Consider the following 25,598-nt stretch of genomic DNA (forward strand, 5'->3'; position numbering starts at 1 on the left):
TTGCTTGGCCAACGCGCGCGAACTGCATGGTGGGTTAAAATAGGCTTATTTAAGCAACCTGGCAGATTCTTGATGAAATCCTGGCCGCTTTTCGCGGGCTATCTTGTCCTCTATGTTTTCATGGACTGGGTAAGCTATATCCATCCGCTGCTGCCGCTCGCGATCACGCCCTGGAACCCACCGCCAGGATTGAGCCTGGCATTTCTGTTGCTGCACGGACTGGGAAAATGGCCGGCTTTGTTCGTCGCCGCCTTGCTGGCGGAAATTTTCGTGCGCGAGATTCCGGCGCCCTTCGCCTATCTGGCCGCATCCTCGCTCGCACTGACGGCCTGCTACAGCGGCGCCGCGGCCCTACTTCTCGGGCCGTTGCGCTTCGACACCGAATTCCGCAGCCTGCGCGACCTGTCATGGTTTCTGGCGGTGGCACTCGCCGGAGCGCTGTTGGCAGCCCTGGTCTATGTCGCCATCTACACCTTTGCCGGGCTGGTGCCGCCGGGTAAATTCCTGGACAGCATCCTGCGTTTCTGGGTAGGCGATGTGATCGGCATCATGGTGATCGTCCCCCTGCTGCTCGTCCACGCCCAGCTCAAGACGATCCGCTGGCGCCCGACCAGAGAAACCACCGCCCAGGCAGCCAGCGTAGCATTGGCGCTATGGGTGATTTTCGGGCTTGAATTCACTGACGAGTTCAAATTCTTCTATCTGCTATTTCTTCCCCTGGTCTGGATCACTATGCGACACGGCATCAGGGGTGCGACCCTGGCCATACTCGGAACGCAACTAGGCCTGATTGCGGCCGTCCAGGTCGGCGGTCACAAAGCCGCTGCCGTCATCGAACTTCAACTACTCATGCTGGCTCTGGCAATTACCGGACTTTTTCTGGGCATGGCTGTTACCAGCCGCCGTATGCTGGAAGGCCGGCTGCGCGAGCAGCAAGTCGAACTGGACCGTGCGCTGCGCTTTGCCGCTGCCGGCGAGATGACTTCCGCCCTGGCACATGAACTGAACCAGCCGCTTTCAGCGCTGACCAGTTATCTTCATTCCTGCCAGCTATTGCTCATCCAGCCAGAAATCCAGCACGCCTTGCTGACAGGCACTATGAAAAAAGCCGTTGACGAAGCCCGCCGTGCCGGCCAAGTAGTCCACCGCTTGCGCAACTTCTATCGCGGCGGCATTGTTCAGCGCCAACAGTTATCCGTACCGTCCTTTCTGCAGGAAGGCATCGTTGCTCTGCTGAATCGCGCAGAGCGGCACAGCATTTCGATACGCATTTCCTGTCCTCATCAATTGCCTGATATCCGAGCGGATCGGGTACAGCTGGAAACCGTGCTCCAGAACCTGGTATACAATTCCATCGATGCCATTGCCGGAGCCCAGAGCGCTCACCGGGAAATCATCATCGATGCCTCAGTATTGGCGGCGGATGAAATTTGCATCTGCGTCTCCGACACCGGCCCTGGCATCCCGTCGAAAATGCAGCCACAAGTTTTCGAGCCCTTCACTACCGGCAAAATCGATGGCACCGGATTGGGGTTGGCTATCAGCCGCTCCCTGGTTGAAGCCAATCGTGGAAAAATATGGCTGGACAAATCATTTGCGGCCGGAGCACGCTTTTGCTTCAGCGTGCCGGTGAGCAAACCGACAGGAAATCATGACTGAACCGACGATTTTCATTGTGGACGACGATGCACCCGTCAGGGATTCGCTTGCCCTGCTGCTAGGGCTGAAAGGCTATGCAATCCGCAGCTTCGCTTCGGCAGAAGATTTTCTCACCGCCTGCCAGCCCGACTGGCATGGCTGTCTGCTGCTGGATATCCGCATGGTCGGAATGAACGGTCTGGAGTTGCAACAGCAACTGATTTCCCGCCAGATAGTCCTGCCCATTATTTTCATCACCGGCCATGGCGATGTGGCGGCAGCACGTGCCGCACTGAAAGCTGGTGCGGCCGATTTTCTCGAGAAGCCGCTGGATGACCAGATACTGATCACGACCATCGCCGATGCGCTGGAACGCAGCGCTAATCAGCGTGATGAAGCGGCAGCCGCGCAAGAGATCATGGATCGGATGTCCCGACTCACGGCCCGCGAGCATGAAGTCATGGAAAAAATCACCCTCGGCGAACCCAACCGGGAAATCGCCCGGCAGCTTGGCATTAGCCCGCGCACCGTGGAAGTCTACAAGGCGCGCATGATGGAAAAAATGCAGGCACGCAGCCTGCCTGAACTGATCCGCCTGGTGCTCAGCATCAGAAAAAAAGCGACTAGACTGGTCTCTGCCCCACCCTGAAGCCGTCTCTCCCCCCGAAGTAAGTGATTCCCTTACGGGCATCGCTTACGTGTTATCCCGGATTTTCTCACCCCCCTCACGGAACTATCATTGGGTATCGGTAACGGCCTTGAAACATCGGCCGAAGCGCTTTATCGGGCCAAATTTTGGCCCTACGAATCACGGGAGGTTAGATGGAAAAAACCACCCACCCGGCATTGCACAAGGTCCGTCGCATCTGCTTTTCCAGCCTGCCGCCACCCAACCTGTCTCGCGCCCTGAAACTACTTGATTCGATGGCACAGTTAGAGGCGAGTATCGAGACAGAGGATGGATGCCTGTCTGTGCGCTACGATCTGAGCCAGCATACGCTGGAGGCACTGGAAAATCGGCTAGTGAGCCATGGATACCATCTCGACAATTCCTTGCTACAGAAAATCAAGCGGGCATTAATCTACCACTGTGAATCTTGCCTGCTTGAAAACCTCCGAGCGCCCACCCGCGAACAGCACCTGCGCTCGATATACCTGAGCAGTGCGCACTTACCGGAGCACAGACCCACCATAGAGCCTGCCGACGGACACCCGGATCGCCGTTAGCGATACCTCCAGGACATCGCCGCACATCCAGAAAGTTATTTATGAGCATTCAATCCATTCCCTATTGCCCCCCAACCATCGGACTACGTCCTGGATCCAGCCTGCTTGACGCCCTCAAGCTAATGCTGGAAAAGCACATCAATCACCTTCCACTCAGCGATGACACTGGCAAATTCGCCGGCATCGTCAGCACCCAGACCATCCTTTCCGAGCTGATTCCGGCCAGTGCCCGGGTCGAGCATGGCCTGTCAAACCTGAAATTTGCCGGCGACGCCACCCGGCTGCTGTCTTCCCACCTGCATGGCCTGGAGCATCGTAACGTAGGCGAATTCGCCGAGAAGAACGTGCCGGTGCTGGAAGAGGATTGCCCGATTCTGGAGGCGGCCCTGCTACTCAGCCAAAACACATCCCCACTGCCGGTAATCGGCAAGGACGGCAAGCTGCGCGGCATGCTGAGCCGGCGCATCATGCTTGCCTACCTGGTTCAGCAGGCGGAGAACTGAGATGCACGGCACCGCTTCCACCGCCCAGTTATTTCTGGGGCTCAGCCCGCTGGCGGTTTCGCTCGCCGTATTCGTGCTGACCTACGCCGCCATCGTCACCGAAAAGATCAACCGATCCATCGTCGCCTTGCTGGGCGCCGGATTGATGATCTTCTCCGGCGTATTGCAACAGAGCGAGGCCGTCTCCGGCATCGACTTCAACACCATCAGCCTGCTCACCGGCATGATGGTGCTGGTGGCGATCACCCAGAAGAGCGGTGTGTTCCAGTATGTCGCCGTGAGCGTGGCGAAATTGGTGAAAGCCGATCCGTGGGGGCTGCTGGTGATGCTGTCCGTGATTACCGCAGTTTTTTCCGCCCTCCTCGACAACGTGACCACGGTGCTCCTGATTGTCCCGGTGGCCCTGCTCATCACCGACTCGCTCAGGATATCGCCCTATCCCTACCTGTTCTCGATCATTTTCGCCTCCAACATCGGCGGCACCGCCACCCTGATCGGTGATCCGCCCAACATCATGATCGGCTCGGCGGTCGGGCTGACCTTCACCGATTTCGTGGTGAACCTGGCGCCGATCGCAGCGATCGTCTTCGCCCTCACTCTAACCCCGATCTACCTGATCTGGGGCCGCAAGATGCGCGCTGCGCCGGAGGACCGGGCGCAAGTGATGGCGTTCGATGCCAAGGCGGCGATCACCGATCCCCTCCTGCTCAAGCAATCCCTTGCGGTGATCGGGGTAGTGATCGCCGGCTTCGTCATGGCCCACCACATTGGCCAGCAACCCGGCACCATCGCCATGTTCGGTGCCGCATTCCTGCTTTTGTTGCGCGTTCTAGGGAAAAACTCGGAAGAGCAGTCCCACGAGACGCATCGCACCTGGGCCGAAGTGGAATGGGTAACAATCTTTTTTTTCGTCGGCCTGTTCGTGGTGGTAGCCGGCGTGGAAAAGGCCGGCGCGCTCGACCTCCTGGCCGGGAAGCTTCTGGAACTGACCGGCGGCGATTTCCCGACTACCGCCATTACCATCCTGTGGGCCTCGGCGATATTTTCAGCGGTCGTCGACAACATTCCGTTCGTCGCCACCATGATTCCCGTCATCCAGAAAATGGGGGCGGTGTTCAGCGCGGAACAGCTCAGTACCCTGTGGTGGTCGCTGGCGCTGGGCGCCTGCCTGGGCGGAAACGGCAGCTTGGTCGGGGCAAGCGCCAACCTGGTGGTGGCCGGCTTTGCCGAGCGCGCCGGCCAACCGATCCGCTTTCTGCCCTTCATGCTGCTGGCCTTCCCGCTGATGCTGGCCAGTATTGCGGTATCCAGCATTTACCTTTATCTGCGCTACCTATAGAAAGTTGGTCATGAAAAAACTCAGCATTGCATTTTTGTTTACATGCTGTTGCGCAGCCCCTTCTCACGCCGCCTCAACGGATTGCCAGCCCGTTCCGGGCGCGCAGTGTGCCGGCATGAAGCTGAATTGGGCCATGTGGCAAGGCAAGAATCTTGAAGGGGCCAACCTCGAGGGGGCAAGTCTCGAATGGGTAGAAATGAGTGGCGCCAATCTCAAGGGTGCCAATCTCAAGGGCGCAAAACTAAAATACGCTCACCTTCGCAACACCAATCTGAGCCAAGCCAATCTGGAAGGAGCCAATCTCGACAACGCCGACCTCGAAAACGCCAATCTTGAACGTGCCAACCTAAGACGCGCCAGCATGGTGAAATCCGATCTGAAGCTGGCCAGCATGGAACAATCCAATCTGGAGGGAGCCAATCTGGAGCGCGCCGACCTCTCTGGTGCCGATCTGGAAAGCGCTAATCTGCGCGCAGCCCGCCTTGTTTCGGCTCTGCTCGGGATGGCCAACTTTAAGCGTGCCGACCTGACCGGCGCAAACCTTAATGACGCTTTCCAGCATGGCGCATTGTTCAAGCGAACCATCTGGACCGATGGCCGCACCTGCGCCAGCGGTTCGATTGGGAAGTGCAAGTAAGCCTTGCCGCAATGCGTTTCGGCTCAAAGTAGCGAAGCGGACTTTGCCGCCCCTGCAGGGGGTGGCTTTTTCTGGGATTTTCCTCTGCAAATTGGCATAAGCGCACGGCCAGATTCCATATAGAATCTGTAAACCCATTTCGACTTTCGCTTGCGTGAAGCCAAGATGGGCTATATTTTGTATGAGTAACGCAAAGACAAAATTAGGGAAGCCATCAGAGTGGCTGCATAAGTTATGAAAAAAATTACCAAGGCAGTATTCCCAGTGGCCGGCCTGGGCAGCCGTTTCCTGCCTGCCACCAAGGCCAGCCCAAAAGAGATGATGCCGGTAGTAGACAAGCCGCTGATCCAGTATGCGGTGGAAGAAGCGGTGGCGGCTGGCATCACCGACATGGTGTTCATCACCGGGCGCAACAAACGCGCGATTGAAGATCACTTCGACACCGCTTACGAGGTAGAGGCTGAACTCGCCGCACGCGGCAAGCAGGAACTTCTGCGCGCGGTGCAGGAAGTCATCCCGAAGCATGTGAACTGCATCTACATCCGCCAGCCCGAGGCACTCGGGTTGGGCCATGCCGTGCTGTGCGCGCAGCCGGTAGTACAGGATGAACCGTTCGCAGTGATTCTTGCGGATGATCTGATTGATGGCGAGCCGCCGGTCATCAAGCAAATGGTGGATGTGTACGAGCGTTACCAGTGTTCCGTGCTGGGGGTACAGGACGTGCCCCGTGAACAAACGGGCCAGTACGGCATCGTCAGCGCAACCAACCTGGAACCGGGCGTGGAGCAGGTAAATGGCCTCGTTGAAAAACCCAGCCCGGAAGCCGCACCTTCCACCTTGGCGGTGGTCGGCCGCTATATCCTGACACCGCGCATCTTCTACCATTTGGCACGAGCGCAGGCGGGCGCCGGCGGCGAAATCCAGTTGACGGACGGCATCGCCGCGCTGCTGCAGGAGGAGAAATTGTTGGCCTATCGTTTCAACGGCACCCGCTACGATTGTGGTTCAAAGCTGGGTTACCTCAAGGCACAGGTGGCATTTGGGCTGAAACATGAGGATTTACGCGAGGAGTTTGCCGCCTATCTGGCAACGCTGAAATGATGCGGTTCCATGGTTAAGGGACCAAACGCTTAACTTTCCGCCAGACAATTTTAAGTTTTTCAACCGCCCCGAGGCAGGGTACGTCTGTCCATTTTACGGGGCCATCTCTCTTTGATATCCTAATAAGGCCGCAGCATCCGCCGATCGGTTCGGCAGTCAACAGGTCATACCTGGATCAGAAAAAGTAAGTCACAGGCCACGCCGCTTGGTACACGAAATCACGGCAACCACAGAAAGGGACAGATGCGGAAAACGATCCTGTTTAGCGATCTGGACGGAACCTTGCTCGATGCGGTGAGGTATTCCTTCAATGATGCGCTACCGGCCTTAAGCCTGATACAGGCGCACGGCGTTCCGCTGGTTCTCTGTTCCAGCAAAACGCGCGCTGAAATAGTGGCCTGTCGCCAGCGCATGCACAACTTCCACCCTTTCATTACTGAAAATGGTGGCGGAATCTTCATTCCGCAGGGCTACTTCTCCGCACTGGTTGACTCTGTGGACGGCTATCAGCGCATCACGCTCGGCACGCCCTATGCAGAGATCAGGCGCCACTTCGTGGCGCTCCGGGAACGTCTTGGGGCAAGCGTACGCGGCTTTGCCGACATGACGGCAGAGGAAGTCGCCGAGTTGACGGGCCTCTCTTGCGATGACGCAGTCCTGTCCAAGCAGCGTGATTTCGACGAGCCTTTCGTCTTCGATGGCGCGCCTGACGCGCGCTTTCTGCAGGCTATAGAAGACGCCGGCCTGCACTGGACCCAGGGGCGAGTTTTTCACATCATGGGCAAGCACGACAAAGGCCTTGCCGTAAAAACCCTGAAGGCGCTCTACGAGCGCGAATATGGGGAAATCTTCAGCATCGGTCTGGGCGACAGCCTGAACGACCTGCCCTTGCTCCAGGCGGTGGACCGCCCGGTGCTGATCCGGCACGAGGACGGAAGTTTTGATTCCCGCATCGCCATAGCCGGCCTGATGAAGACGCAAAGCCCCGGCCCGCAGGGCTGGAACGAAGCGGTGCTGCAATTGCTCGCAGGAGATGGCGAAGAAGAAACACCGGCATCCATGCTCACCCATATTTTTAGTGCTGCTCTTGCCGCAGTCGATCCCTTCCAGGCAGTGCTCAACGCCGCAAAACTTGAGAACGACCGCCTGACCGTTGCCGGAGCCGCCTACCCGCTTGATGATTTTAGCCGCATCGTTGTGGTCGGAGCTGGAAAGGGCACTGCGCGCATGGCGTTGGCCATGGAAGTGTTGCTCGGCGAAAGGATTTCCGCCGGGCTGATTATTGTCAAAGAAGGCCACGCGGCAAGCCTGGACAGGGTTGGGCAGGTCGAGGCTTCTCACCCGGTGCCCAATGAGGCCGGGGTGGAGGGCGCGCAACGCATATTCGAAATGGTGCGAACCGCTGACGAGAAGACGCTGGTCATTTGCCTGCTCTCGGGCGGAGCGTCAGCGCTGCTGGTCGCACCCGTCGCGAAGGTGACGCTGCAAGACAAGCAGCAAGTCACCGCCTTGCTGCTGAAAGCGGGCGCGACCATCGGCGAACTGAATGCCGTGCGCAAGCATCTTTCCGCCGTCAAGGGCGGCAGGCTCGCGCAGGCCGCCTATCCGGCGCAGATGGTAACGATGATACTTTCCGACGTGATCGGCGACCGGCTCGACGTCATCGCTTCCGGGCCAACCGCGCCGGACGAATCAAGCTTTGACGATGCCTGGGCGGTGATCGAGAAATACGGGCTAAAGGGAAAAATCGCCGAACGCGTCATGAGTTATTTGCAACGGGGCATCGCCGGGCAGGAACCGGAAACGGTAAAAGCCGGCGACCCCTGCCTGCTCGGAACCCGCAACGTGATTGTCGGCGGGATAGGTCGAGCCCTTGCAGCGGCGCAGGCAAAGTCCCGGCAACTCGGGTTAGGCGCGAAGATCGTCACCGCCGAACTCCAGGGTGAAGCGCGCGACGCCGCACGCTTCCTGGCGCTTACCGCACGCAGGGCGCAAGCCGGCTTGGCAGAGGGCGAACGAAGCTGTTTGCTGTTTGGCGGCGAAACCACGGTCACCGTGAGAGGAACGGGAAAAGGCGGCAGGAACCAGGAGCTGGCCCTGGCTTTTGCCCTGGAGATCGCGGGGCAATCCGGGGTGACCCTGCTTTCCGCCGGCACGGACGGCAACGACGGACCGACGGATGCTGCCGGCGCACTGGTTGACGGCGACACGGCCGAGCGGGCGCGCCGGCTTGGAATGGGGCCTGCCGCCTTCCTTGACGACAACAACGCCTATGGATTCTTTCGGCAACTCGACGCCTTGTCCGGGGGGCGCAGCCATTTCATGACCGGGCCGACGGGAACGAACGTCATGGACCTGCAGATCATCCTGCTAGAAAAGAAGCCGATGCCGAACTACGCAACGGTGAACAGTGACGAAGAAGCAGAGGAACTAGCCAGACAATGAATGACATTACCTTCAGAGCGGAAGTGCATGACCAGATCGGGAAGATCAAGTCTGCCGACATCGTCGTCGGCATCCCGAGCTTCAATAACGCAAGAACCATCGGTCATGTCGTTCGTGCGGCACAGGCGGGCCTTGCCAAATACTTCCCCTCTCACCGAGCAGTGATCGTGAATTCCGACGGCGGCTCCAGCGATGGCACCATAGAGGTAGTGCAGAACGCATCGATCGAGGACTTCAGCGCCATCCTCCTTCATCACCGCGTGAAGCCCATCTCCAAGATCGCGTTCCCCTACTCGGGCATCCCCGGCAAGGGGAGCGCCTTTCGAAGCATTTTCGAGATTGCCCAGATGCTGAATGCAAAGGCCTGCGTGGTGGTCGATTCGGATCTCAGGAGCATCACACCCGAGTGGATCGAACTGCTGGTGAAGCCGGTACTGGACGGCGGCTTTGACTATGTGGCCCCGCTCTACCACCGGCACAAGTTCGACGGGACGATTACCAACAGTATCGTCTACCCCCTCACCCGCACGCTCTATGGCAAGCGCGTGCGGCAGCCCATCGGCGGGGATTTCGGCTTTTCCGGCCGACTGGCGCAGTTCTACCTGACCAAGGACGTGTGGGAATCGGATGTGGCCCGTTTCGGCATCGACATCTGGATGACCACGACGGCGATTGCGAATGGCTTCAAAGTCGCCCAATCTTTTCTCGGCGCCAAGATTCACGATGCCAAGGACCCCGGCGCCGACCTGAGCAGCATGCTCTATCAGGTAGTGAGTGCCACCTTCGACCTGATGGAGAGCTACACGAATACATGGGCACTCATACGCGGGTCCGAGCCGGTAACGACTTTCGGCTTCGAATACACCGTCGGGCTCGAACAGGTCAACGTCAATACCGCCAGGATGTTGAACCTGTTCCGGGAAGGCCTTAAAAACCTGCGCGAGATTTGGCTCGACATCCTTGGTGCCGGGGATTTCATGGAAGTGGAACGGCTGGGCGCCTTGGCCGATAGCGAGTTCTGCTTCCCCATCGGGTTGTGGACACGGGTCATCTATGATTACGCCATCGCTTTTCACCAGAAAAAACTGCCGGCTGAGCACCTGATAAAGTCCCTGACCCCGCTTTATCTAGGAAAAACCGCAGCGTTCATCCTGGCGGCGGAACACATGGAGGGGCCTGAAGCGGAGGCCGAGATTGAAAAGCTTTGCATGGAGTTTGAAAACAACAAGGACTACCTGGTAACCAGTTGGAAACAATCTAAAGGAGATAGATAATGATGGATTTTCTAAACCTGATACTCGAACCCTTGCAAGAGGTATTTCTTAAGTTCAAGATCTTTTTGCCCAATCTTTTGGCCATGCTTGTGATCATGGTGCTGGGCATCGTTCTGGCCCAGATCGTCAGGATCATACTCATAAAATCCCTGACGGCCATCAACTTCGACAGCTGGTCTGACCGGATGGGCTTTACGACGCTGATGCGCAAGGGTGACCTGTGGGCCAAGCCATCCGCCACTCTCGGTGATATCATTTTCTGGTTGCTGATCATCGTCACGCTGATGATCGGCCTGAGTGCCCTCAATATCCCAACGATCGACAGTCTGGTCGAGCAGTTCTTCGGCTATGTGCCCCGTGTTTTTTCCGCTGCGATGATTCTGATTATCGGCTATGTGCTTGCCGGATTCATCAGCCAGGGGGTATTGATTGCTGCGGTAAACAGTGGCTATCACTACTCTAAACTTCTTGCCAAGGCCATACGCACCTTGTTGATGGTTCTGATTCTGGCCATGTCCATGGAACAGCTCCAGATTGCGCCCAGCATCGTACACGCTGCCTTTTCAATCATTTTTGGTGGAATTGTGGTGGCGCTCTCCATATCCTTTGGTGTGGGCGGTATCGATGCGGCGAGACGGATTATCGAACGGGAGAATCCGGAAAAGGATGCGGCAGAAACCAAGGATGACATCGAACACGTCTAACCGGTCATGGCGCTTGCGCCACCCCTGAATATGAAATTGTTGCAAGCACCCCGCCCGGTTCCCTTTACCCCTGACCCTCTCCCGCTTCGCGGGAGAGGGAGACGCAGAGCGCCGATGCCGCATTTTCACGGTAACTGAAGGAAAAACCATGTCCGATTTTCACCAGACGGGAATCATCACGACCCTTCATCAACTCGGCAAACCTTCGCTGGAGCGGCTGGAAACCGAGTTGTACGGCTTTTCGAAAGCCAGGCCGGTGGCCCTGGTGCTGCCGGCGCTTTATTCGGAGTTCGAAGGGCCGGCCATGCCCGGGATAGTCCAGGAACTCGCAAAGGTAAAGTATCTGAATGAAATCGTGCTGGTCCTCGACAAGGGCTCAGAGAAAGATTTTCAGCGGGTGCGGGAGTTCATGTCGCCGATATCAACGGAAGTCAAGATCATCCACAATGACGGCAAAAGGATAAGCGAAATATATGAAACGTTCGCCCGCAACGGATTTAATGTGGGCGAGCGCGGCAAGGGGCGCTCGGCATGGCTTGCCTACGGGTATGTGCTTGCGCGGGGCCGGTCCGACGTCATTGCCCTGCATGACTGCGATATCATCACATACAGCCGCGAGCTGCTGGCAAGACTGTGCTACCCCGTAGTCAATCCCAACCTGGACTACGCGTTTTGCAAAGGCTACTACAGCCGTGTATCTAACAAACTGAACGGGCGGGTCACCCGGCTATTGGTCACCCCCCTGATTCAGTCTATCCAGCAGCTCATCGGGCCGCATAAGTTTCTCACTTTTCTCGACAGCTTCCGCTATCCCCTCGCTGGGGAGTTCTGCATGACTACGGACCTGGCCCGGGTGAACAGAATCCCGTGGGACTGGGGGCTGGAGGTTGGCTCCCTGGCCGAGGTGCACCGGAACTATTCGCCACGTCGGGTTTGCCAGGTGGATATTGCCGCGAACTACGACCATAAACATCAAGCGCTTTCTGCCGATGATGCGGGTAAGGGTTTGATGAAGATGACGGTGGATATTTGCAAATCCATCTTCAGGACCCTGGTGTCGGAGGGAGTCGTGTTTTCGGACGGCATGTTCAAGTCCTTGCTCGTATCCTACCTGCGGCAAGCCGAAGACACGATCATGAAATACGAAGCGGATGCGGCAATCAACGGGCTCAAGTTTGACCGGCACGAGGAGGCAATGGCGGTGGAAGCATTTACCAGAGCCATTGCCATGGCAACCCAGGCGTTTATGGAAAATCCGATGGCCACACCGCTCATCCCGAACTGGAACCGGGTGACCTCAGCCATCCCGGGTATTTTTGAGATGCTGAAAATGGCCGTGGATGAGGATAACAAGTGATGGCCCCTCGGGGCTTTGATACGGAGCAGAAGACGGCAAAGCGATTGATATCGCTGGCAACCCGCTACCAGCAAGCCGGCAAGCGCCAGCACTTGCGTCACCTCAGCCCGGATAGCCTGGAAGTGCTAGACAAGGCCAAGGACATAATCGAGCTGAACGTGCAGGAAGACCCGCACTACCACATCGCCGACAACAAGCTCGGCTGATTGGAAACGCGTCAATGGGAATGCGGGACGCCACTCGACATTGATTTTCTGAATATGGAGTGTAACCACACATCGTTATGCACTTTTCCCCATTCCGTGCCAGAATAAACAGATAATTACCGCCATTTTCTTATAAATTAACGTAAAAACAAAGACATGGAATCTTCTGCATCCTTGGAGCTGGCCAAGCACACCCTTCTAGTGTTCGGCATCATTCTCGCGGTTGGCACGTTCTCCGGCTTGCTGGCGCGACTGGCGCGGGTGCCCGACGTTGTCGTGTTCCTGCTGATCGGCATGTTGATCGGCCCTGAAATTTTCGGGCTGGTGAATATCAAGACGGATTCGTCAATCAACCAGTTGATTCTGATTTTCGGCTCCAGCTACATCCTGTTCGACGGCGGCGCCTCGATTCGTCTCAAGGTGCTGAAAGAAGTCTGGATTACCCTTGTCGTCATCGCCACCATCGGGGTGCTGATCACTGCCGCCATTACCGGCGCAGCGGCCTATTACATCTTCGGCGTCCCGGTCATCGTGGCCCTGCTGCTGGGCGCCACGCTCGCATCCACCGATCCGGCCACGCTGGTGCCGGTGTTCAAGCAAATCAAGATCAAGGATCGCGTCGCGCAGACGGTAATGACTGAATCCGCATTCAACGACGCGATGGGTGCAATCGTCACTTTCACCGTGCTCGGCGTGGCGATGGGAGCAGGCGAATTCTCCGCCGGCGATGCACTTGCGGATCTGGTCAAACAATCGGTGCTCGGCATCGTGATCGGCGGCGTGCTGGGCTACTTGGCCGCCCTCATGATTTCGCACGAGAAATTCGGCTTCCTGGCCGAATATGCGCCGGTAGTCACCCTGATGGCCGTGATCGGCGCCTACATGGCGGCCGACGGCCTGCAGTCCAGCGGCTTCATGGCGGTATTCGTGTTCGGCATCATGCTCGGTAACCAGGAATCCCTCGGTTTCAAGCGCGCCCACCAGGACGATACCATCCTCGAAGATTTCGTCATGACCACTGCTCTGATCATGCGCATGTTTATTTTCATTCTGCTCGGCACACAGGTCGATTTCGCCCTGATGAACCAGTACCTGCTCGGCGGCGTTGCAGTGGTGACAATTTTCATGCTGGTGGCGCGGCCGGTAACAGTGTTCCTGTGCGCCCTGCCAGACCGGCGCGCCAAGTGGAGCTTCAAGGAAATGCTGTTCATGTGCTGGACGCGCGAAACCGGGGTGATTCCGGGTGCGCTTGCCGGCCTGCTGCTGGGCATGAAAGCGCCGGGTGCGCAGCTCATCGCCTCAGTCACCTTCATCGCCATTTTGATGACTATCCTGATCCAGGCCACAACCACCAAGTGGCTGGCAAGAAAGCTAGACCTTCTGGTAGAGGAATAAACCGGGGAAAAGCAATTAAAGCCAAATTGTCCATTGGAATGCTCGTGCATGGCAGGAGCGGCGCTCCCCGGCGCTAATGCGGCCGCAAATCGCGGTGAGGGCGCCGCTCCCACAGCGGTGTTTTGACTCTATCCGGGTTGAAGCGGTTTTAAAGTTCAATAAAGATTCCGACTATGTCCAGCGCACCTCCCAACTCCCTGATCCATGCAACCATGGATCACCTTCGTCGCTTCGCACCGTTCGACCGGATGGAGCGCGAGCATCTGGCGTGGCTGGCGCAGCGGCTTTCCCTGGGCTACTACGCCAAGGGCGAGGTGGTCGCTTCGCCCGAGCAGGGGGTGGCGTCCCGCTTCCTGGTGATCAAGCAGGGCGTGGTCCAGGGCGAGCAGGATGTGGTCCGCGCCCAGGAAGATGCCGCCTGGCTGGAACTGCACGAGGGCGAGTGCTTCCCCCTCGGCGCCCTGCTCTCCAAACGTGCCGTCACCAGCACCTATCGCGCCAAGCAGGATGTGTTCTGCTACGAGCTCGCTGCGGCGGATTTCCATGAGTTGATCCGCTTGTCGCCGCCCTTTCAGGATTTCTGCACACGTCGCATCGCTTCCCTGCTCGAGCAGTCCAAGCAGATCATCCAGGCGCAGTATGCGCAGTCGAGTTCGGAGCAGCAATCGCTGTCCAGCCCCCTGTCGGCGATCATCCGTCGTGATCCGGTGACGTGCTCACCCGAAGCGCCGGTGCGGTCGGTGCTGGAAACGATGCATACCCTGGGCATCGGTTCGATGGTGGCGGTCGATGATGCGCAGAAGCCGATCGGCATCTTCACCCTGCACGATGTGCTGAACCGGGTAGCTCTGGCGCAACTCGACCTGGACCAGCCGATCTCTTCCGTGATGAGTGCCAGCCTCACCACTCTGCCGCCCCAGGCATTCGCCTACGAGGCGGCGCTGGAAATGGCGAAGCATGGTTTCCGCCATGTGCTGGTGACGCAGGACGGGAAGCTGGTCGGCATCATTTCGGAGAAGGATTTGTTTACGCTGCAGCGGGTCGGCCTGCGCCAGATCAGCGCTGCCATCCGCGGGGCAAAAGATATCGCGGCATTGCAGCATGCTGCCGGCGACATCCGCCAGCTTGCCCATAACATGATGGCGCAAGGGGTAGCAGCGGAGCAGCTGACGCAGTTCATCTCCACCTTGAACGATTTGCTGACGGTGCGAATTATCGAGCTGGAGTGCATGGCCGCAGGAATATCGGACAGTGCGCTGTGCCATACGGGATTCTGCTGGATCGCGCTGGGATCGGAGGGGCGATACGAGCAGACACTCAATACCGATCAGGATAACGGGATCATTTTCCAGGAACCTGAAGGGATGACTGCCGAGCAGGTGCGCGCCCAGCTCCTGCCCATAGCCCGACGCATCAACGAGGCACTCGATGCCTGCGGGTTCCCCCTGTGCAAGGGCAACATCATGGCGAGCAACCCGCAGTGGTGTCTTTCGCTGGGCGAATGGAAGGACAGGTTCGCAGGGTGGATACAGCGCGGCGATGCGCCAGTCCTGCTCAACGCAATGATTTTCTTCGATTTCAGACCGCTGTTCGGCAAACACGCACTGGCCGAGGAACTACGCATCTGGCTGCATTCAACAATCAAGGAAAATCGGCTGTTTCTCAAGCACATGGCAGTCAACGCACTGGCCAATCAACCCCCTCTCGGGCTGGTACGCGATTTTGTGGTGGGCGAGGAACATACCCTAGACCTCAAGCTCAACGGCATCACCCCATTCGTCGATGCAGCGCGGATATTCGGCCTGTATGCCGGAACCAGCGAAACCAGCACCATTCGACGGCTGCGCGCATCCGGCGCGCAATGGCAAATCGAACCTGCCACGCTGGAAGCCTGGATCGACGCCTTCCTGTTCATCCAGCTGCTGCGCCTGCGGATACAGCACGAACAGGACGAACGTGGCGCGGCGCTATCCAACAAGATCGACCCCGACAGCCTCAACGACCTCGATCGCCGCATCCTGAAAGAAGCTTTCCGCCAGGCGCGCAAGCTGCAGGCGACACTGGAGAAATACTTCCAGTTTTAGCCAGCTGTCAAACTGCGCTGTGGTGCGGAAAATTCACCGTCACCAAAGTGCCCTTGCCATCCGTCCCCGCCCCGAGGCTGATCCGCGCTTCGTGCAGATTGACCACTTCACGCACGATCGCCAGCCCCAAACCGCTGCCAACCTGGCCGCTACCGAGGATGCGGTAGAAGCGTTCGAATACCTGCCCGCGATGTTCCTCGGAAATGCCCGGCCCGTTATCCTCGACCCGCAGCACAGCACCGCCCTCTTCGTAGCCGGCACGCAGCGTCACCGTCCCACCGGGCGGGGTATAGCGGATGGCGTTGTCGAGCAGATTGCCGATCATTTCCTGCAAGCCGATGGCGTCCCCACGCACCGGCAACACCTGCCTTGAACCTTCAAAGCCCAGATCGATATTTTTCTTGAGCGCCTCCGGCACCCACAACATGGTGGTTTCCTTCGCCACCCGGTTCAGGTTCAACATCGCGAAAGAGCTGTAGGTGTGACCGCCCGGCTCGTTGCGCGCCAGTGACAGCAACTGGTTCACCAGGTGGCTGCAACGCTCGGCACTGGCGAGAATTTGATGCAGCGCATGGCGTACCAGCGCAGGATCAGCTTCGCGCAAGGCAAGTTCCGCCTGCGTTTTCAGTCCGGCAAAGGGGGTGCGAAGCTGGTGCGCGGCATCGGCGATGAAGCGCTTCTGCGACTCCATGACCTGCTTCAATCGCTGCAGCAGATCGTTGACCGCCTCGATCAGCGGCTGAACTTCCACCGGCGCTTTTTTTTCGTCCAGCAGGCTCAGGTCGTCACGCGAACGCTGCGCCACTTCCTGGCGCAAGTGTTCCAGTGGCTGGAGGCCACGCTTCAGGGCATACCACACCGCACCACCCGCCATGATGATGAGCAGCAATTGGGGAATCACGATGTTGCCCAGAATACCCCGTGTCAATGCCTGACGCTTGTCGATGGTTTCAGCCATCTGCAACAGCGCATAACTATTCGTATCCGCCGGATTGGTCTGGTAGCGCAAACTGACCATGCGAATTTTCTGCCCTTTGAATTCACCATCGCTGAACACCGGCTCATTCCTGTTGGCCTGGAACACTGGGCGATGAGGCAGCGCCGCATTGCCGGCGATGACGCGCCCCTCCGCCGTGGTGATGGTGTAAAAGGTGCGGTCTCCGGTTTCGGCCGCGGGTGCGCCGTCAGGATGCGTCTGCCCACCCAGATTCATCTGCCCCGCCAAGGATAGTGCCCGCTCTTTCAAGGCGAGATCGTAAGGCTGATTGGCGTAATTCAGGGTCGCCATATAGCCCGCTGCCGTACTGAAAATCCACAATACGAACAGGGGAGTGAACAGCCAGTTCATCAGATGGTTGCGCAGCGAAAGGATGTCATTGTCCATGGGAAGTCGCTTTCAGCTCTCGGCAGTCAGCCATCGGCAATCAGTCTCAGTGGCCAGTTGACCACTGCAAGCCGATCACTTAATTAAATTTTATCCAGCAGATAACCCAGCCCGCGTATGGTGCGGATGGTAATGCCGGCTTCTTCGATCTTTTTGCGCAGGCGGTGGACGTAGACTTCAATGGCATTGCTGCTGGCTTCCTCGTTGTGACTGTAAAGATGTTCCAGCAACAGCTCCTTGCTCACCACCTTGCCCACCCGTGACAGCAGAATTTCCAGCACGCCCAGTTCGCGCAGGGAAAGTTCGACAGGTTCGACATTGATCGTCACACGTCGCCCGACGCTGTCGAAGGCGAGCGCCCCATACACCATCATCGGGCTGGCACCGCACTGCCCGCGCCGTAACAATGCGCGCACCCTGGCTTCAAGCTCGGGCAGGTTGAACGGCTTGGTGAGGTAATCGTCAGCGCCCAGGTCCAGCCCCTTGACGCGGTCTTCAACCCCGTCGCGGGCGGTCAGGATGATCACCGGCACATGCTGGTTGTGCACGCGCAATTGCTTCAGCACGCTCAGGCCGTCGAGCTTGGGCAGCCCCAGGTCGAGGATAACCAGATCGTACAATTCACCCAGCAGCATCTGGACAGCCTCTTTGCCGTTGCCGGCGCAGTCCACCGCATAGCCGGACTGGCGCATGGAACGGCACAACCCGTCACGCAGAACTTCGTCATCTTCAGCAATCAGGATGCGCATATCACTTTTTATCCGGCTGTAAGTTTTGTGTAAGCATGCAGGTATACCATGAAATGATGGCCTGCATGGGGTGGGCTACAGGCACCTACGGACAATCAATTTTAGTTGGAGGCGTTGAAATGTCAAAACCTAGCATGAACTGGGCCGCGATCGATGCGGACCCCCGGTTCCAAGCCTTGCACCGCAAGAAGACCACCTTTCTCTGGGGACTGATGTTTATATCGACGGTGTATTACTTCCTGTTGCCGATCGGGGCAGCCTATTTCCAGGAACTGTTCAAGATCAAGGTATGGGGCGTAGTCAACGTCGGCATCCTGTTTGCGCTATCGGAATTCATTGTAGCCTGGGTCATCGCCTTCATCTACTCGAAAAAGGCCAATGCCGAATTCGACGCCATGGCGCAGGAAATCATCAACGACGCGCACAAGATGGGAGCCTGAACATGACAAAAACCTTTAACAAGTTCGCCTTGTTCGCCGCAGCGCTACTCGCCAGCGGCTCCGCCCTGGCGGCTACCGGCGCAGTTGCCGACGAGTTCAAGTGGATGACCTTCGCGGTGTTCGGTGTGATCATCGCCATCACCATGGGCATCACCTACTGGGCGGCAAAGCACACCCACACCACCTCCGAGTTCTACGCCGCCGGACGTTCGGTGAGCGGCATCCAGAACGGCTGGGCGATTGCCGGCGACTATCTGTCCGCCGCATCCTTCCTCGGCATCGCCGGTTTGATCTCGCTGTATGGCTACGATGGCTTCATGTACTCGGTGGGCTGGCTGGTCGCTTACATCACCGTACTGCTGGTGATCGCTGAACCCTGCCGCAACATCGGCAAGTACACCATGGGCGACATTCTGGCCTTCCGCAATGAGCCGAAGAAGGTCAAAACCGTGGCGGCACTGTCCACCATCACCGTGTCCACCTTCTACCTGACCGCTCAAATGGTCGGTGGCGGCGTGCTGATCAAGACCCTGATCGGCATCGACTACGAAACCTCCATAATCGGCGTGGGCATCCTGATGCTGGTCTATGTCGTGTTCGGCGGCATGAAAGCCACCACCTGGGTGCAGATCATCAAGGCCGGCCTGCTCGTGACCGCCTCGATCCTGCTGGTGATGTTCGTGTGGTTGCCCTACGGTTTCAGCCTGCCGGATTACCTGCAAGCGGTCGTGGGCGACACCAAGGTGCAGGCGCAGGTCGCCAAGCTGCTGGGCGACAAGGCCACCACCATGACGGCGGCTGAACTCGGCCAGCGCTTCCTCGAACCCGGCCTGTTCCTGAAGAGCCCGATCGACCAGATCTCCCTGGGCATGGCACTGGTGCTCGGCACCGCCGGAATGCCGCACATCCTGATGCGTTTCTTCACCGTGCCGACAGCCAAAGCCGCACGCCTTTCCGTAATCTGGGCAATGGCGATCATCGGCGGCTTCTACGTGCTGACCCTGTTCCTCGGCACCGGCGCCGCGATGCTGGTCGGTCCGGACAAGATCGCCTCGATCGACCCCGGCGGCAACATGGCTGGCCCGCTCCTGGCGCAATACCTGGGTGGCGGCGCAGACTCCATGCTCGGCAACTTCTTCCTCGCCTTCGTCGCGGCCGTAGCCTTTGCCACCATCGTCGCGGTGGTGGCCGGCCTGGTGCTGGCAGCGGCTTCCGCCATGGCGCACGACATCTACGTCGGTGTCATCCGTGGCGATCATGCCACGCCACAGGAACAAGTGGTAGCGGCCCGCGTCGCCTCGGTGATCGTTGGCATCATGGCGATTACCGTCGGCATCATGGCCAAGGGTCAGAACGTAGCTCACCTAGTTGCACTGGCTTTCGCCGTGGCTGCCTCGAGCAACTTGCCGGCCGTGCTGCTCACGCTGTACTGGAAGAAGTGCAACACCGGCGGCATCATCGCCGGCATGCTGGTCGGTGCAATCACCGCCATCGGGCTGGTGATGATCTCCCCCAACATGACCTACCCGCAAGCCGTCATCAAGGCCGCGAACAAAGTCATTGAGGGCGATCCCGCCTCTGAGGCCAAACCTGCGGTGGAAGCCAAGTCTGGCGAAGGCTTTAGCTGCGAGTTGTTCGCGACCTGCAAGAAGGCGGAACCTGCGAAAGCCGCCGAGGCCGCCAAGCCTGCCAAGCCCGGCACCAGGGAAAAACTGGTGACGCTCCAGGCCAAGCTGGATGCCGCAACTGACGAGGCCGACAAGAAGAAAGTCCAGGCCGACTTCGACAAGGTGAAGAAAGCCCACGACAAGGCCGAAGGCGACCTGAAGAAGTTCGAGGGCCAGACCACCAGCATGGTAGGCCTGGAGAAGCCTTTCTTCCTGCTCAAGAACCCCGGCCTGATCTCCATCCCGCTCGGCTTCCTGGCCGTAATCATCGGTTCGCTGCTGTACCGCGACCAACGTGCCGAAGACATGTGGGACGAGCTCTACGTGCGCCAGAACACCGGCATCCACGCAGAAGCCGCCAGCGCACACTAAGCGCTACCCCTGCCGTTCCTTACCAGCCCCGGCCTTGCGGCCGGGGTTTTTTATTGCGGTTTTTCTTTGCGAATTCAAACTGGCGGCGCTATGATCAACGCCGGGTTTCAGCGCTTTCGTTACGATCATCATGCCTCTATCCAAAACACACCAGGAATACTGGAACAAGAATCTGCGCATGACGGCGGCCTTGCTGCTGATCTGGTTTCTGACCACCTTCCCGGTCATCTGGTTTGTCCGCGACCTTAACACCCTTTCCTTCCTTGGTTTTCCGCTCGGCTTTTACATGGCGGCCCAGGGATCGCTGATTATCTACGTTGCGGTGGTCTGGTTCTATGCCCGCTACATGAACAAACTCGATAAAAAATATGGCGTCGCAGAAGAATAAACACAAGATATTTTTCCTGAGCCTGTCCCGCTACTACGGTTTTTATACCGGCGGCTTCATCGGCTTCGTCATCCTGCTGGCGATCGCCGAGCAGATGGGGATGCCCAACGCCTGGATCGGCTATATCTTCATGGCGGCCACTTTCGGGCTCTATGCCGGCATCGGCGTAATGAGCCGCACCGCCGACATCTCCGAGTATTACGTTGCCGGGCGGCGCGTGCCCGCCGTGTTCAACGGCATGGCCACCGGCGCCGACTGGTTGAGCGCCGCCTCCTTTATCGGCATGGCGGGGACCTTGTATCTGTCCGGTTACGACGGCCTGGCCTTCATCATGGGCTGGACCGGCGGATTCGTCCTGGTGGCGCTGTTCATTGCCCCCTATCTGCGCAAGTTCGGCCAGTTCACCATCCCCGACTTTCTCGGCGCCCGTTACGGCGGCAACGTGGCGCGCACCGTCGGCGTCTTCGCGGCAATCCTCGCCTCCTTCACCTACGTGGTCGCGCAAATTTACGGCGTAGGCCTGATCAGCAGCCGCTTTCTTGCCATCGACTTCACCACCGGCATCCTGGTCGGCATCGCCGGCATCCTGGTATGCTCTATGCTGGGCGGCATGAAAGCGATTACCTGGACGCAGGTGGCGCAGTACGTCATCCTGATCATCGCTTACCTGGTGCCGGTGGTGATGCTGTCGCAACGCATCACCGACGTTCCCATACCCCAGCTGATGTCGGGCCAGGTGCTGCAAAAGGTGACCGAACGCGAAAAGGACATCTTCAACGACCCTCAGCAGCTCAAGGCGCGTGAGCTCTTCAGGCACAAGGCGGATGAAACCGATACCAGAATCAAGGGGCTGCCAGGTTCCCTAACCGCCGAAAGGCACAATGCAGAGCGCGGCTTGGCCCACACTAAAGCAGCGGTCGTACCTGACGCTAGCGCCATCCGGGGTGCCGAACAGGCTCTCCAGAATTTACCCCGGAACGAGATTGAAGCCAGGGAAACATGGGGACGAGAAGCAGAACAGCTGCGTGCCAGCGCCAAAGCCCCCCGCCCCCATGCCGAGCCGTTCCCCGGCGAGAACGAAAAAGAGCGGGACACCGCCCGGCTCAACTTCATGGCTTTGGCCGCCTGCCTGATGATCGGCACCGCCGCGCTGCCGCATATCCTGATGCGCTATTACACCACGCCTAGCGTGAAGGAAGCGCGTCAGTCGGTGTTCTGGTCGCTGTTCTTCATTTTCATACTGTATTTCTCCGCACCCGCGCTCGCGATCCTGGTTAAGTTCGAAATCTACACCAAGCTGATCGGCAGCAGTATCGCCGACCTGCCTGCCTGGGTCGCGGCGTGGGGCAAGATCGGCCTGGTCAAGATCGACGACATCAACCAGGACGGCATCCTGCAGTTGGCCGAACTCACCCTCAACCCGGACGTAATCCTGCTCGCCACGCCCGAGATTGCAGGCCTGCCCTACGTCGTCTCCGGCCTGGTGGCGGCGGGCGGTTTGGCGGCGGCGCTCTCGACCGCGGACGCACTGTTGCTGACCATCGCCAACGCCTTGTCGCATGACGTCTACTACAAGATGATCGACCCCTATGCCTCGACCCCGCGGCGCATGATTATTTCCAAAATTCTGCTCTTGCTGGTGGCACTGATCGCCGCTTATTTCGCTTCCCTCAAGCCCGACCACATCCTTTCCATGGTGGCCTGGGCCTTTTCGATTGCCGCCTCGGCGTTTTTCCCCGCACTGGTACTCGGCATCTTCTGGAAGCGCGCCAACAAGTGGGGCGCGGTCGCGGGCATGGCGGTGGGTTTGGGCCTGTGTCTGTTCTATCTGGTCAGCGTCAAGTTTTATGGCATGGCCCCCTGGTTCGGCATCAAGGATATCGCTGCCGGAGCCTTCGGCGTGCCCGCCGGCATGTTCACCCTTATCGTGGTCAGCCTGCTGACACCGGCACCCGACATAGGGGCTCAGAATTTGGTGGAACATTGTCGCTACCCGCACCTAAAATCTGATGCCGACGGGAAGCCCGCCTGATCCATGACAACTTCCGCCAATTCACTGATTTACGCCACTGCGGACCATTTAGGTCGCCACGCCCCGTTTGACCAAATGGAACGTGAACATGTGTTGTGGATGGCACAGCGGCTGGAATTGGGTTACTACGCCAAAGGCGGAGTCATACTCTCTCCCGAGCAAGGGGCGAACATCAAGTTCTATGTCATCAAGCAAGGTGTGGTTCAGGGGGAACAAGCCGTGGCGCGTGCACAGGAAGGTACAGCCTGGCTCGAACTGCATGAAGGCGAATGTTTTCCCCTTGGCGCCTTGTTATCGAAGCGCCCCGTCACCAGCACCTACCGTGCACGGGAAGGCGTCTTCTGCTACGAGCTCTCGGCAGAAAACTTTCTCCAGCTTACCCGCCTGAGTATCGCCTTCCACGACTTCTGTACCCGCCGTATCGCCAATCTGCTGGAGCAATCAAAACACATCATTCAGGCGCAATACTCCCACTTCAGTGCCGAACAGCAATCCATGTCCAGCCCGCTGTCCGCCCTCATTCGCCGCGAGCCGGTGACCTGTTCTCCAGAAACGCCAGTGCGAGAAGTACTGAAAACCATGCATGCTTTGGGCATCGGCGCAATGGTGGCGACAGATCCGGATAACAAGCCGGTCGGCATCTTCACCCTGCACGATGTATTGAACCGCGTGGCACTGGCTCAACTGGATCTGAACCTGCCCATTGCCTCGGTGATGAGCATCGATCTCAAGACATTGCCGCCCCAGGCGCACGCTTATGAAGCGGCACTGGAAATGGCGACGCACGGCTTTCGCCATGTACTGGTGACAGAAAGCGAACGGCTGGTCGGGATCATTTCCGAGAAGGATCTGTTTTCGCTGCAGCGGGTAGGCTTGCGCCAGATCAGCTCGGCGATTCATCATGCCGACACGCTCGAGGCGTTAACACAGTCTGCCCACGATATCCGTCAACTGGCCCACAACATGATGGCTCAGGGCGTGGCGGCAGAGCAGATGACGCAGTTCATCTCCACCCTGAACGATCTGCTCACTGCCCGTATCATCGAGCTGGAGTGCATGGCGGCGGGTGTCATGGAGGGTCCGCTATGCGCGTGCTTCTGCTGGATCGCGCTGGGATCGGAGGGGCGATACGAGCAGACGCTCAACACCGACCAGGATAACGGGATCATCTTTCTGGTGCCCGAGGGGTCAAACGCAGCCCAGATGCGCCAGACCCTGCTCCCCATCGCACGCCGCATCAACGAGGCGCTTGACGCCTGCGGCTTTCCATTGTGCACGGGCAACATCATGGCATCCACCCCTGAGCTGTGCCTCTCCCTGGACGAGTGGAAAGAGAAATTTTCAAGATGGATCGACCACGGCGACCCACAGGGCTTGCTCAACGCAACGATATTTTTCGATTTTCGACCCCTTTTCGGACAATCCGAGTTGGCCGAAAAACTGCGCCGATGGCTGGCGAAACTGGTCGAGAGCAACCCCCGCTTTCTCCACCAGATGGCGACAAATGCGCTGCGCAACCGGCCTCCCCTAGGGCTGGTGCGGGATTTTTCAGTGGGGGAGGATCATACTCTGGATCTCAAGCTGAACGGGATATCGCCGTTCGTGGATGCTGCCCGCATCTTCAGCCTGGCTACCGGCGGACTGCAAACCGGCACCCTGCAGCGCCTGCGCCAAGCCGCAGCGCCATTGCACATATCCCCCAAAGAGGCAGAAGCCTGGGGGGATGCATTCCTCTTCATTCAGCTGTTGCGCTTGCGCCTGCATCACGAGCAGATTGAAGCCGCGCAACCGATGAGCAACCGGGTGGATCCCGACCATCTCAACAACCTCGACCGGCGCATCCTGAAAGAAGCGTTTCGTCAGGCGCGCAAGCTTCAGGCTCGGCTGGCGCTGAATTACCATCTATGAACTGGCTATCCCGTTTTTTTACCGCCCAACCCGAGCTCACGCCGGAACAGGCCCAGCGCCTGGCGGCCTGGCAGGCCCTGCCGGCAGCCGACTTGCGGCAGTCTTTTTCACAAAGCCGTTATGTGGTGGTAGACGTAGAGACCAGCGGCCTGAATCTCGTCAAAGATCACCTGATCGCAATCGGTGCCGTGGCGGTGCAGGCAGGGAAAATCAATTTCGCAGACAGTCTTGAAATCGTGTTGCAACAAAGACACGCCAGCGACCGGGACAACATCCTCATTCACGGCATCGGTGGCACGGCCCAGGAAGAGGGGGTGCAACCCGTGGAGGCGCTACTGTTGTTCCTGGAGTATCTCGGCAAGTCGCCACTCATTGCCTTTCATGTCGAGTTCGACGAAACCATGGTCAGGCGTGCGCTGAAAAGTAAAATCGGGATGGATCTCAAACATCCCTGGGCGGATCTAGCCTATATCGCGCCCGCCCTTTACCCGGATTTGGCACGCCAATTCCGCGCTTTGGACGACTGGACAAATTACTTCGGCATTCGCAACTATGCCCGCCATAATGCCTTGGCAGACGCTCTATCCACTGCACAGTTGTTTCTTGCCTTGAGCGAACGCATGGCGGAAAAGGCGATCGAGAACTACAAAGAACTGCAAGAACTGGACAAAGCCCAGCGTTGGGTGAATCGAATCAGCTGATTCCGACCAAAATACAGCCGCTGATCAACTCATCTTATCAATACAAT

General features: G+C 58.3%; 22 protein-coding genes and 1 pseudogene. 21 read left to right on the top strand and 2 right to left on the bottom strand.

Going from position 1 to position 25,598, the window contains the following annotated elements; genetic code table 11:
- Positions 1–72: 72 nt before the first annotated feature.
- The 15 genes and pseudogenes from VMV64_RS17320 to VMV64_RS01410 form a co-directional block, all read left to right on the top strand.
- Positions 73–894, top strand: a pseudogene (locus tag VMV64_RS17320) (MASE1 domain-containing protein); the annotation flags it as partial.
- A gap of 393 nt (positions 895–1,287) precedes the next feature.
- On the top strand, positions 1,288–1,659 hold the full coding sequence (locus VMV64_RS17325) for a sensor histidine kinase (protein WP_414718809.1): 372 nt from the start codon (positions 1,288–1,290) through the stop codon (positions 1,657–1,659).
- Positions 1,652–2,287 carry a response regulator transcription factor gene (locus tag VMV64_RS01350; protein ID WP_325328146.1) on the top strand — a complete coding sequence of 212 codons (636 nt, stop codon included), beginning with the start codon at positions 1,652–1,654 and terminating at the stop codon, positions 2,285–2,287. The genes VMV64_RS17325 and VMV64_RS01350 overlap by 8 nt, the downstream gene beginning before the upstream one ends.
- Before the next feature lie 173 nt (positions 2,288–2,460).
- Entirely contained in the window at positions 2,461–2,865 is a 405-nt protein-coding gene (locus VMV64_RS01355; protein WP_325328147.1) for a hypothetical protein, read from the top strand.
- A gap of 41 nt (positions 2,866–2,906) precedes the next feature.
- Positions 2,907–3,368: a CBS domain-containing protein gene (locus tag VMV64_RS01360; protein WP_325328148.1), complete on the top strand. Its 462-nt coding sequence runs from the start codon at positions 2,907–2,909 to the stop codon at positions 3,366–3,368.
- Between the two features lies 1 nt (position 3,369).
- The gene (locus VMV64_RS01365; RefSeq protein WP_325328149.1) at positions 3,370–4,707 is read left to right on the top strand and encodes an ArsB/NhaD family transporter; all 1,338 of its coding nucleotides are present in this window, start codon (positions 3,370–3,372) and stop codon (positions 4,705–4,707) included.
- Positions 4,708–4,822: 115 nt separating this feature from the next.
- The gene (locus VMV64_RS01370; RefSeq protein ID WP_325328150.1) at positions 4,823–5,344 is read left to right on the top strand and encodes a pentapeptide repeat-containing protein; all 522 of its coding nucleotides are present in this window, start codon (positions 4,823–4,825) and stop codon (positions 5,342–5,344) included.
- Between the two features lie 234 nt (positions 5,345–5,578).
- On the top strand, positions 5,579–6,445 hold the full coding sequence (gene galU / locus VMV64_RS01375; protein ID WP_325328151.1) for a UTP--glucose-1-phosphate uridylyltransferase GalU: 867 nt from the start codon (positions 5,579–5,581) through the stop codon (positions 6,443–6,445).
- Between the two features lie 243 nt (positions 6,446–6,688).
- On the top strand, positions 6,689–8,890 hold the full coding sequence (locus tag VMV64_RS01380; protein ID WP_325328152.1) for an HAD-IIB family hydrolase: 2,202 nt from the start codon (positions 6,689–6,691) through the stop codon (positions 8,888–8,890).
- Positions 8,887–10,164 (top strand): cell wall biosynthesis glycosyltransferase, encoded by a 1,278-nt coding sequence (locus VMV64_RS01385; RefSeq protein WP_325328153.1) that lies wholly within the window; start codon positions 8,887–8,889, stop codon positions 10,162–10,164. The genes VMV64_RS01380 and VMV64_RS01385 overlap by 4 nt, the downstream gene beginning before the upstream one ends.
- A 2-nt stretch (positions 10,165–10,166) precedes the next feature.
- A complete protein-coding gene (locus VMV64_RS01390; protein ID WP_325328154.1) occupies positions 10,167–10,868 on the top strand; it encodes a mechanosensitive ion channel family protein in 702 nt (233 codons plus the stop codon).
- Between the two features lie 148 nt (positions 10,869–11,016).
- On the top strand, positions 11,017–12,225 hold the full coding sequence (locus VMV64_RS01395) for a glycosyl transferase (RefSeq protein ID WP_325328155.1): 1,209 nt from the start codon (positions 11,017–11,019) through the stop codon (positions 12,223–12,225).
- Entirely contained in the window at positions 12,222–12,431 is a 210-nt protein-coding gene (locus VMV64_RS01400; protein ID WP_325328156.1) for a hypothetical protein, read from the top strand. Before VMV64_RS01395 ends, VMV64_RS01400 begins: the two co-directional genes overlap by 4 nt.
- A gap of 156 nt (positions 12,432–12,587) precedes the next feature.
- On the top strand, positions 12,588–13,826 hold the full coding sequence (locus VMV64_RS01405) for a sodium:proton antiporter (RefSeq protein WP_325328157.1): 1,239 nt from the start codon (positions 12,588–12,590) through the stop codon (positions 13,824–13,826).
- 173 nt (positions 13,827–13,999) lie between these two features.
- Positions 14,000–15,910, top strand: a complete 1,911-nt coding sequence (locus VMV64_RS01410; RefSeq protein ID WP_325328158.1) for a DUF294 nucleotidyltransferase-like domain-containing protein — start codon at positions 14,000–14,002, stop codon at positions 15,908–15,910.
- Positions 15,911–15,917: 7 nt separating this feature from the next.
- Here VMV64_RS01410 and VMV64_RS01415 read toward each other — a convergent pair whose 3' ends face one another.
- Positions 15,918–17,294 carry a sensor histidine kinase gene (locus tag VMV64_RS01415; protein ID WP_325328159.1) on the bottom strand — a complete coding sequence of 459 codons (1,377 nt, stop codon included), beginning with the start codon at positions 17,292–17,294 and terminating at the stop codon, positions 15,918–15,920.
- A gap of 83 nt (positions 17,295–17,377) precedes the next feature.
- Entirely contained in the window at positions 17,378–18,043 is a 666-nt protein-coding gene (locus VMV64_RS01420; protein ID WP_325328160.1) for a response regulator transcription factor, read from the bottom strand.
- Between the two features lie 119 nt (positions 18,044–18,162).
- On the opposite strand from VMV64_RS01420, the gene VMV64_RS01425 reads away from it, so the two are divergent.
- From VMV64_RS01425 to VMV64_RS01450, 6 genes are all read left to right on the top strand, one after another.
- Positions 18,163–18,483, top strand: a complete 321-nt coding sequence (locus tag VMV64_RS01425; RefSeq protein ID WP_325328161.1) for a DUF485 domain-containing protein — start codon at positions 18,163–18,165, stop codon at positions 18,481–18,483.
- A 2-nt stretch (positions 18,484–18,485) separates the two neighbouring features.
- Positions 18,486–20,522 (top strand): cation acetate symporter, encoded by a 2,037-nt coding sequence (locus VMV64_RS01430; protein ID WP_325328162.1) that lies wholly within the window; start codon positions 18,486–18,488, stop codon positions 20,520–20,522.
- 130 nt (positions 20,523–20,652) lie between these two features.
- Positions 20,653–20,910, top strand: a complete 258-nt coding sequence (locus VMV64_RS01435; RefSeq protein WP_325328163.1) for a DUF4212 domain-containing protein — start codon at positions 20,653–20,655, stop codon at positions 20,908–20,910.
- Positions 20,891–22,942, top strand: coding sequence for a sodium:solute symporter family protein (locus VMV64_RS01440; RefSeq protein WP_325328164.1), 2,052 nt, complete (start codon positions 20,891–20,893; stop codon positions 22,940–22,942). Before VMV64_RS01435 ends, VMV64_RS01440 begins: the two co-directional genes overlap by 20 nt.
- Before the next feature lie 75 nt (positions 22,943–23,017).
- Positions 23,018–24,850: a DUF294 nucleotidyltransferase-like domain-containing protein gene (locus VMV64_RS01445; protein WP_325328165.1), complete on the top strand. Its 1,833-nt coding sequence runs from the start codon at positions 23,018–23,020 to the stop codon at positions 24,848–24,850.
- On the top strand, positions 24,847–25,551 hold the full coding sequence (locus VMV64_RS01450; protein WP_325328166.1) for a 3'-5' exonuclease: 705 nt from the start codon (positions 24,847–24,849) through the stop codon (positions 25,549–25,551). The genes VMV64_RS01445 and VMV64_RS01450 overlap by 4 nt, the downstream gene beginning before the upstream one ends.
- The last annotated feature ends 47 nt before the right edge of the window (positions 25,552–25,598 follow it).

This window comes from Sulfuricella sp., assembly GCF_035531155.1.
Classification (GTDB): domain Bacteria; phylum Pseudomonadota; class Gammaproteobacteria; order Burkholderiales; family Sulfuricellaceae; genus Sulfuricella.

Coding starts and splice junctions, on each gene's coding strand:
- VMV64_RS01350 (WP_325328146.1), top strand. CDS start 1,652: ATGACTGAACCGACGATTTTCATTGTGGACGACGATGCACCCGTCAGG.
- VMV64_RS01355 (WP_325328147.1), top strand. CDS start 2,461: ATGGAAAAAACCACCCACCCGGCATTGCACAAGGTCCGTCGCATCTGC.
- VMV64_RS01360 (WP_325328148.1), top strand. CDS start 2,907: ATGAGCATTCAATCCATTCCCTATTGCCCCCCAACCATCGGACTACGT.
- VMV64_RS01365 (WP_325328149.1), top strand. CDS start 3,370: ATGCACGGCACCGCTTCCACCGCCCAGTTATTTCTGGGGCTCAGCCCG.
- VMV64_RS01370 (WP_325328150.1), top strand. CDS start 4,823: ATGAAGCTGAATTGGGCCATGTGGCAAGGCAAGAATCTTGAAGGGGCC.
- galU (WP_325328151.1), top strand. CDS start 5,579: ATGAAAAAAATTACCAAGGCAGTATTCCCAGTGGCCGGCCTGGGCAGC.
- VMV64_RS01380 (WP_325328152.1), top strand. CDS start 6,689: ATGCGGAAAACGATCCTGTTTAGCGATCTGGACGGAACCTTGCTCGAT.
- VMV64_RS01385 (WP_325328153.1), top strand. CDS start 8,887: ATGAATGACATTACCTTCAGAGCGGAAGTGCATGACCAGATCGGGAAG.
- VMV64_RS01390 (WP_325328154.1), top strand. CDS start 10,167: ATGGATTTTCTAAACCTGATACTCGAACCCTTGCAAGAGGTATTTCTT.
- VMV64_RS01395 (WP_325328155.1), top strand. CDS start 11,017: ATGTCCGATTTTCACCAGACGGGAATCATCACGACCCTTCATCAACTC.
- VMV64_RS01405 (WP_325328157.1), top strand. CDS start 12,588: ATGGAATCTTCTGCATCCTTGGAGCTGGCCAAGCACACCCTTCTAGTG.
- VMV64_RS01410 (WP_325328158.1), top strand. CDS start 14,000: ATGTCCAGCGCACCTCCCAACTCCCTGATCCATGCAACCATGGATCAC.
- VMV64_RS01415 (WP_325328159.1), bottom strand. CDS start 17,294: ATGGACAATGACATCCTTTCGCTGCGCAACCATCTGATGAACTGGCTG.
- VMV64_RS01420 (WP_325328160.1), bottom strand. CDS start 18,043: ATGCGCATCCTGATTGCTGAAGATGACGAAGTTCTGCGTGACGGGTTG.
- VMV64_RS01425 (WP_325328161.1), top strand. CDS start 18,163: ATGTCAAAACCTAGCATGAACTGGGCCGCGATCGATGCGGACCCCCGG.
- VMV64_RS01430 (WP_325328162.1), top strand. CDS start 18,486: ATGACAAAAACCTTTAACAAGTTCGCCTTGTTCGCCGCAGCGCTACTC.
- VMV64_RS01435 (WP_325328163.1), top strand. CDS start 20,653: ATGCCTCTATCCAAAACACACCAGGAATACTGGAACAAGAATCTGCGC.
- VMV64_RS01440 (WP_325328164.1), top strand. CDS start 20,891: ATGGCGTCGCAGAAGAATAAACACAAGATATTTTTCCTGAGCCTGTCC.
- VMV64_RS01445 (WP_325328165.1), top strand. CDS start 23,018: ATGGAACGTGAACATGTGTTGTGGATGGCACAGCGGCTGGAATTGGGT.
- VMV64_RS01450 (WP_325328166.1), top strand. CDS start 24,847: ATGAACTGGCTATCCCGTTTTTTTACCGCCCAACCCGAGCTCACGCCG.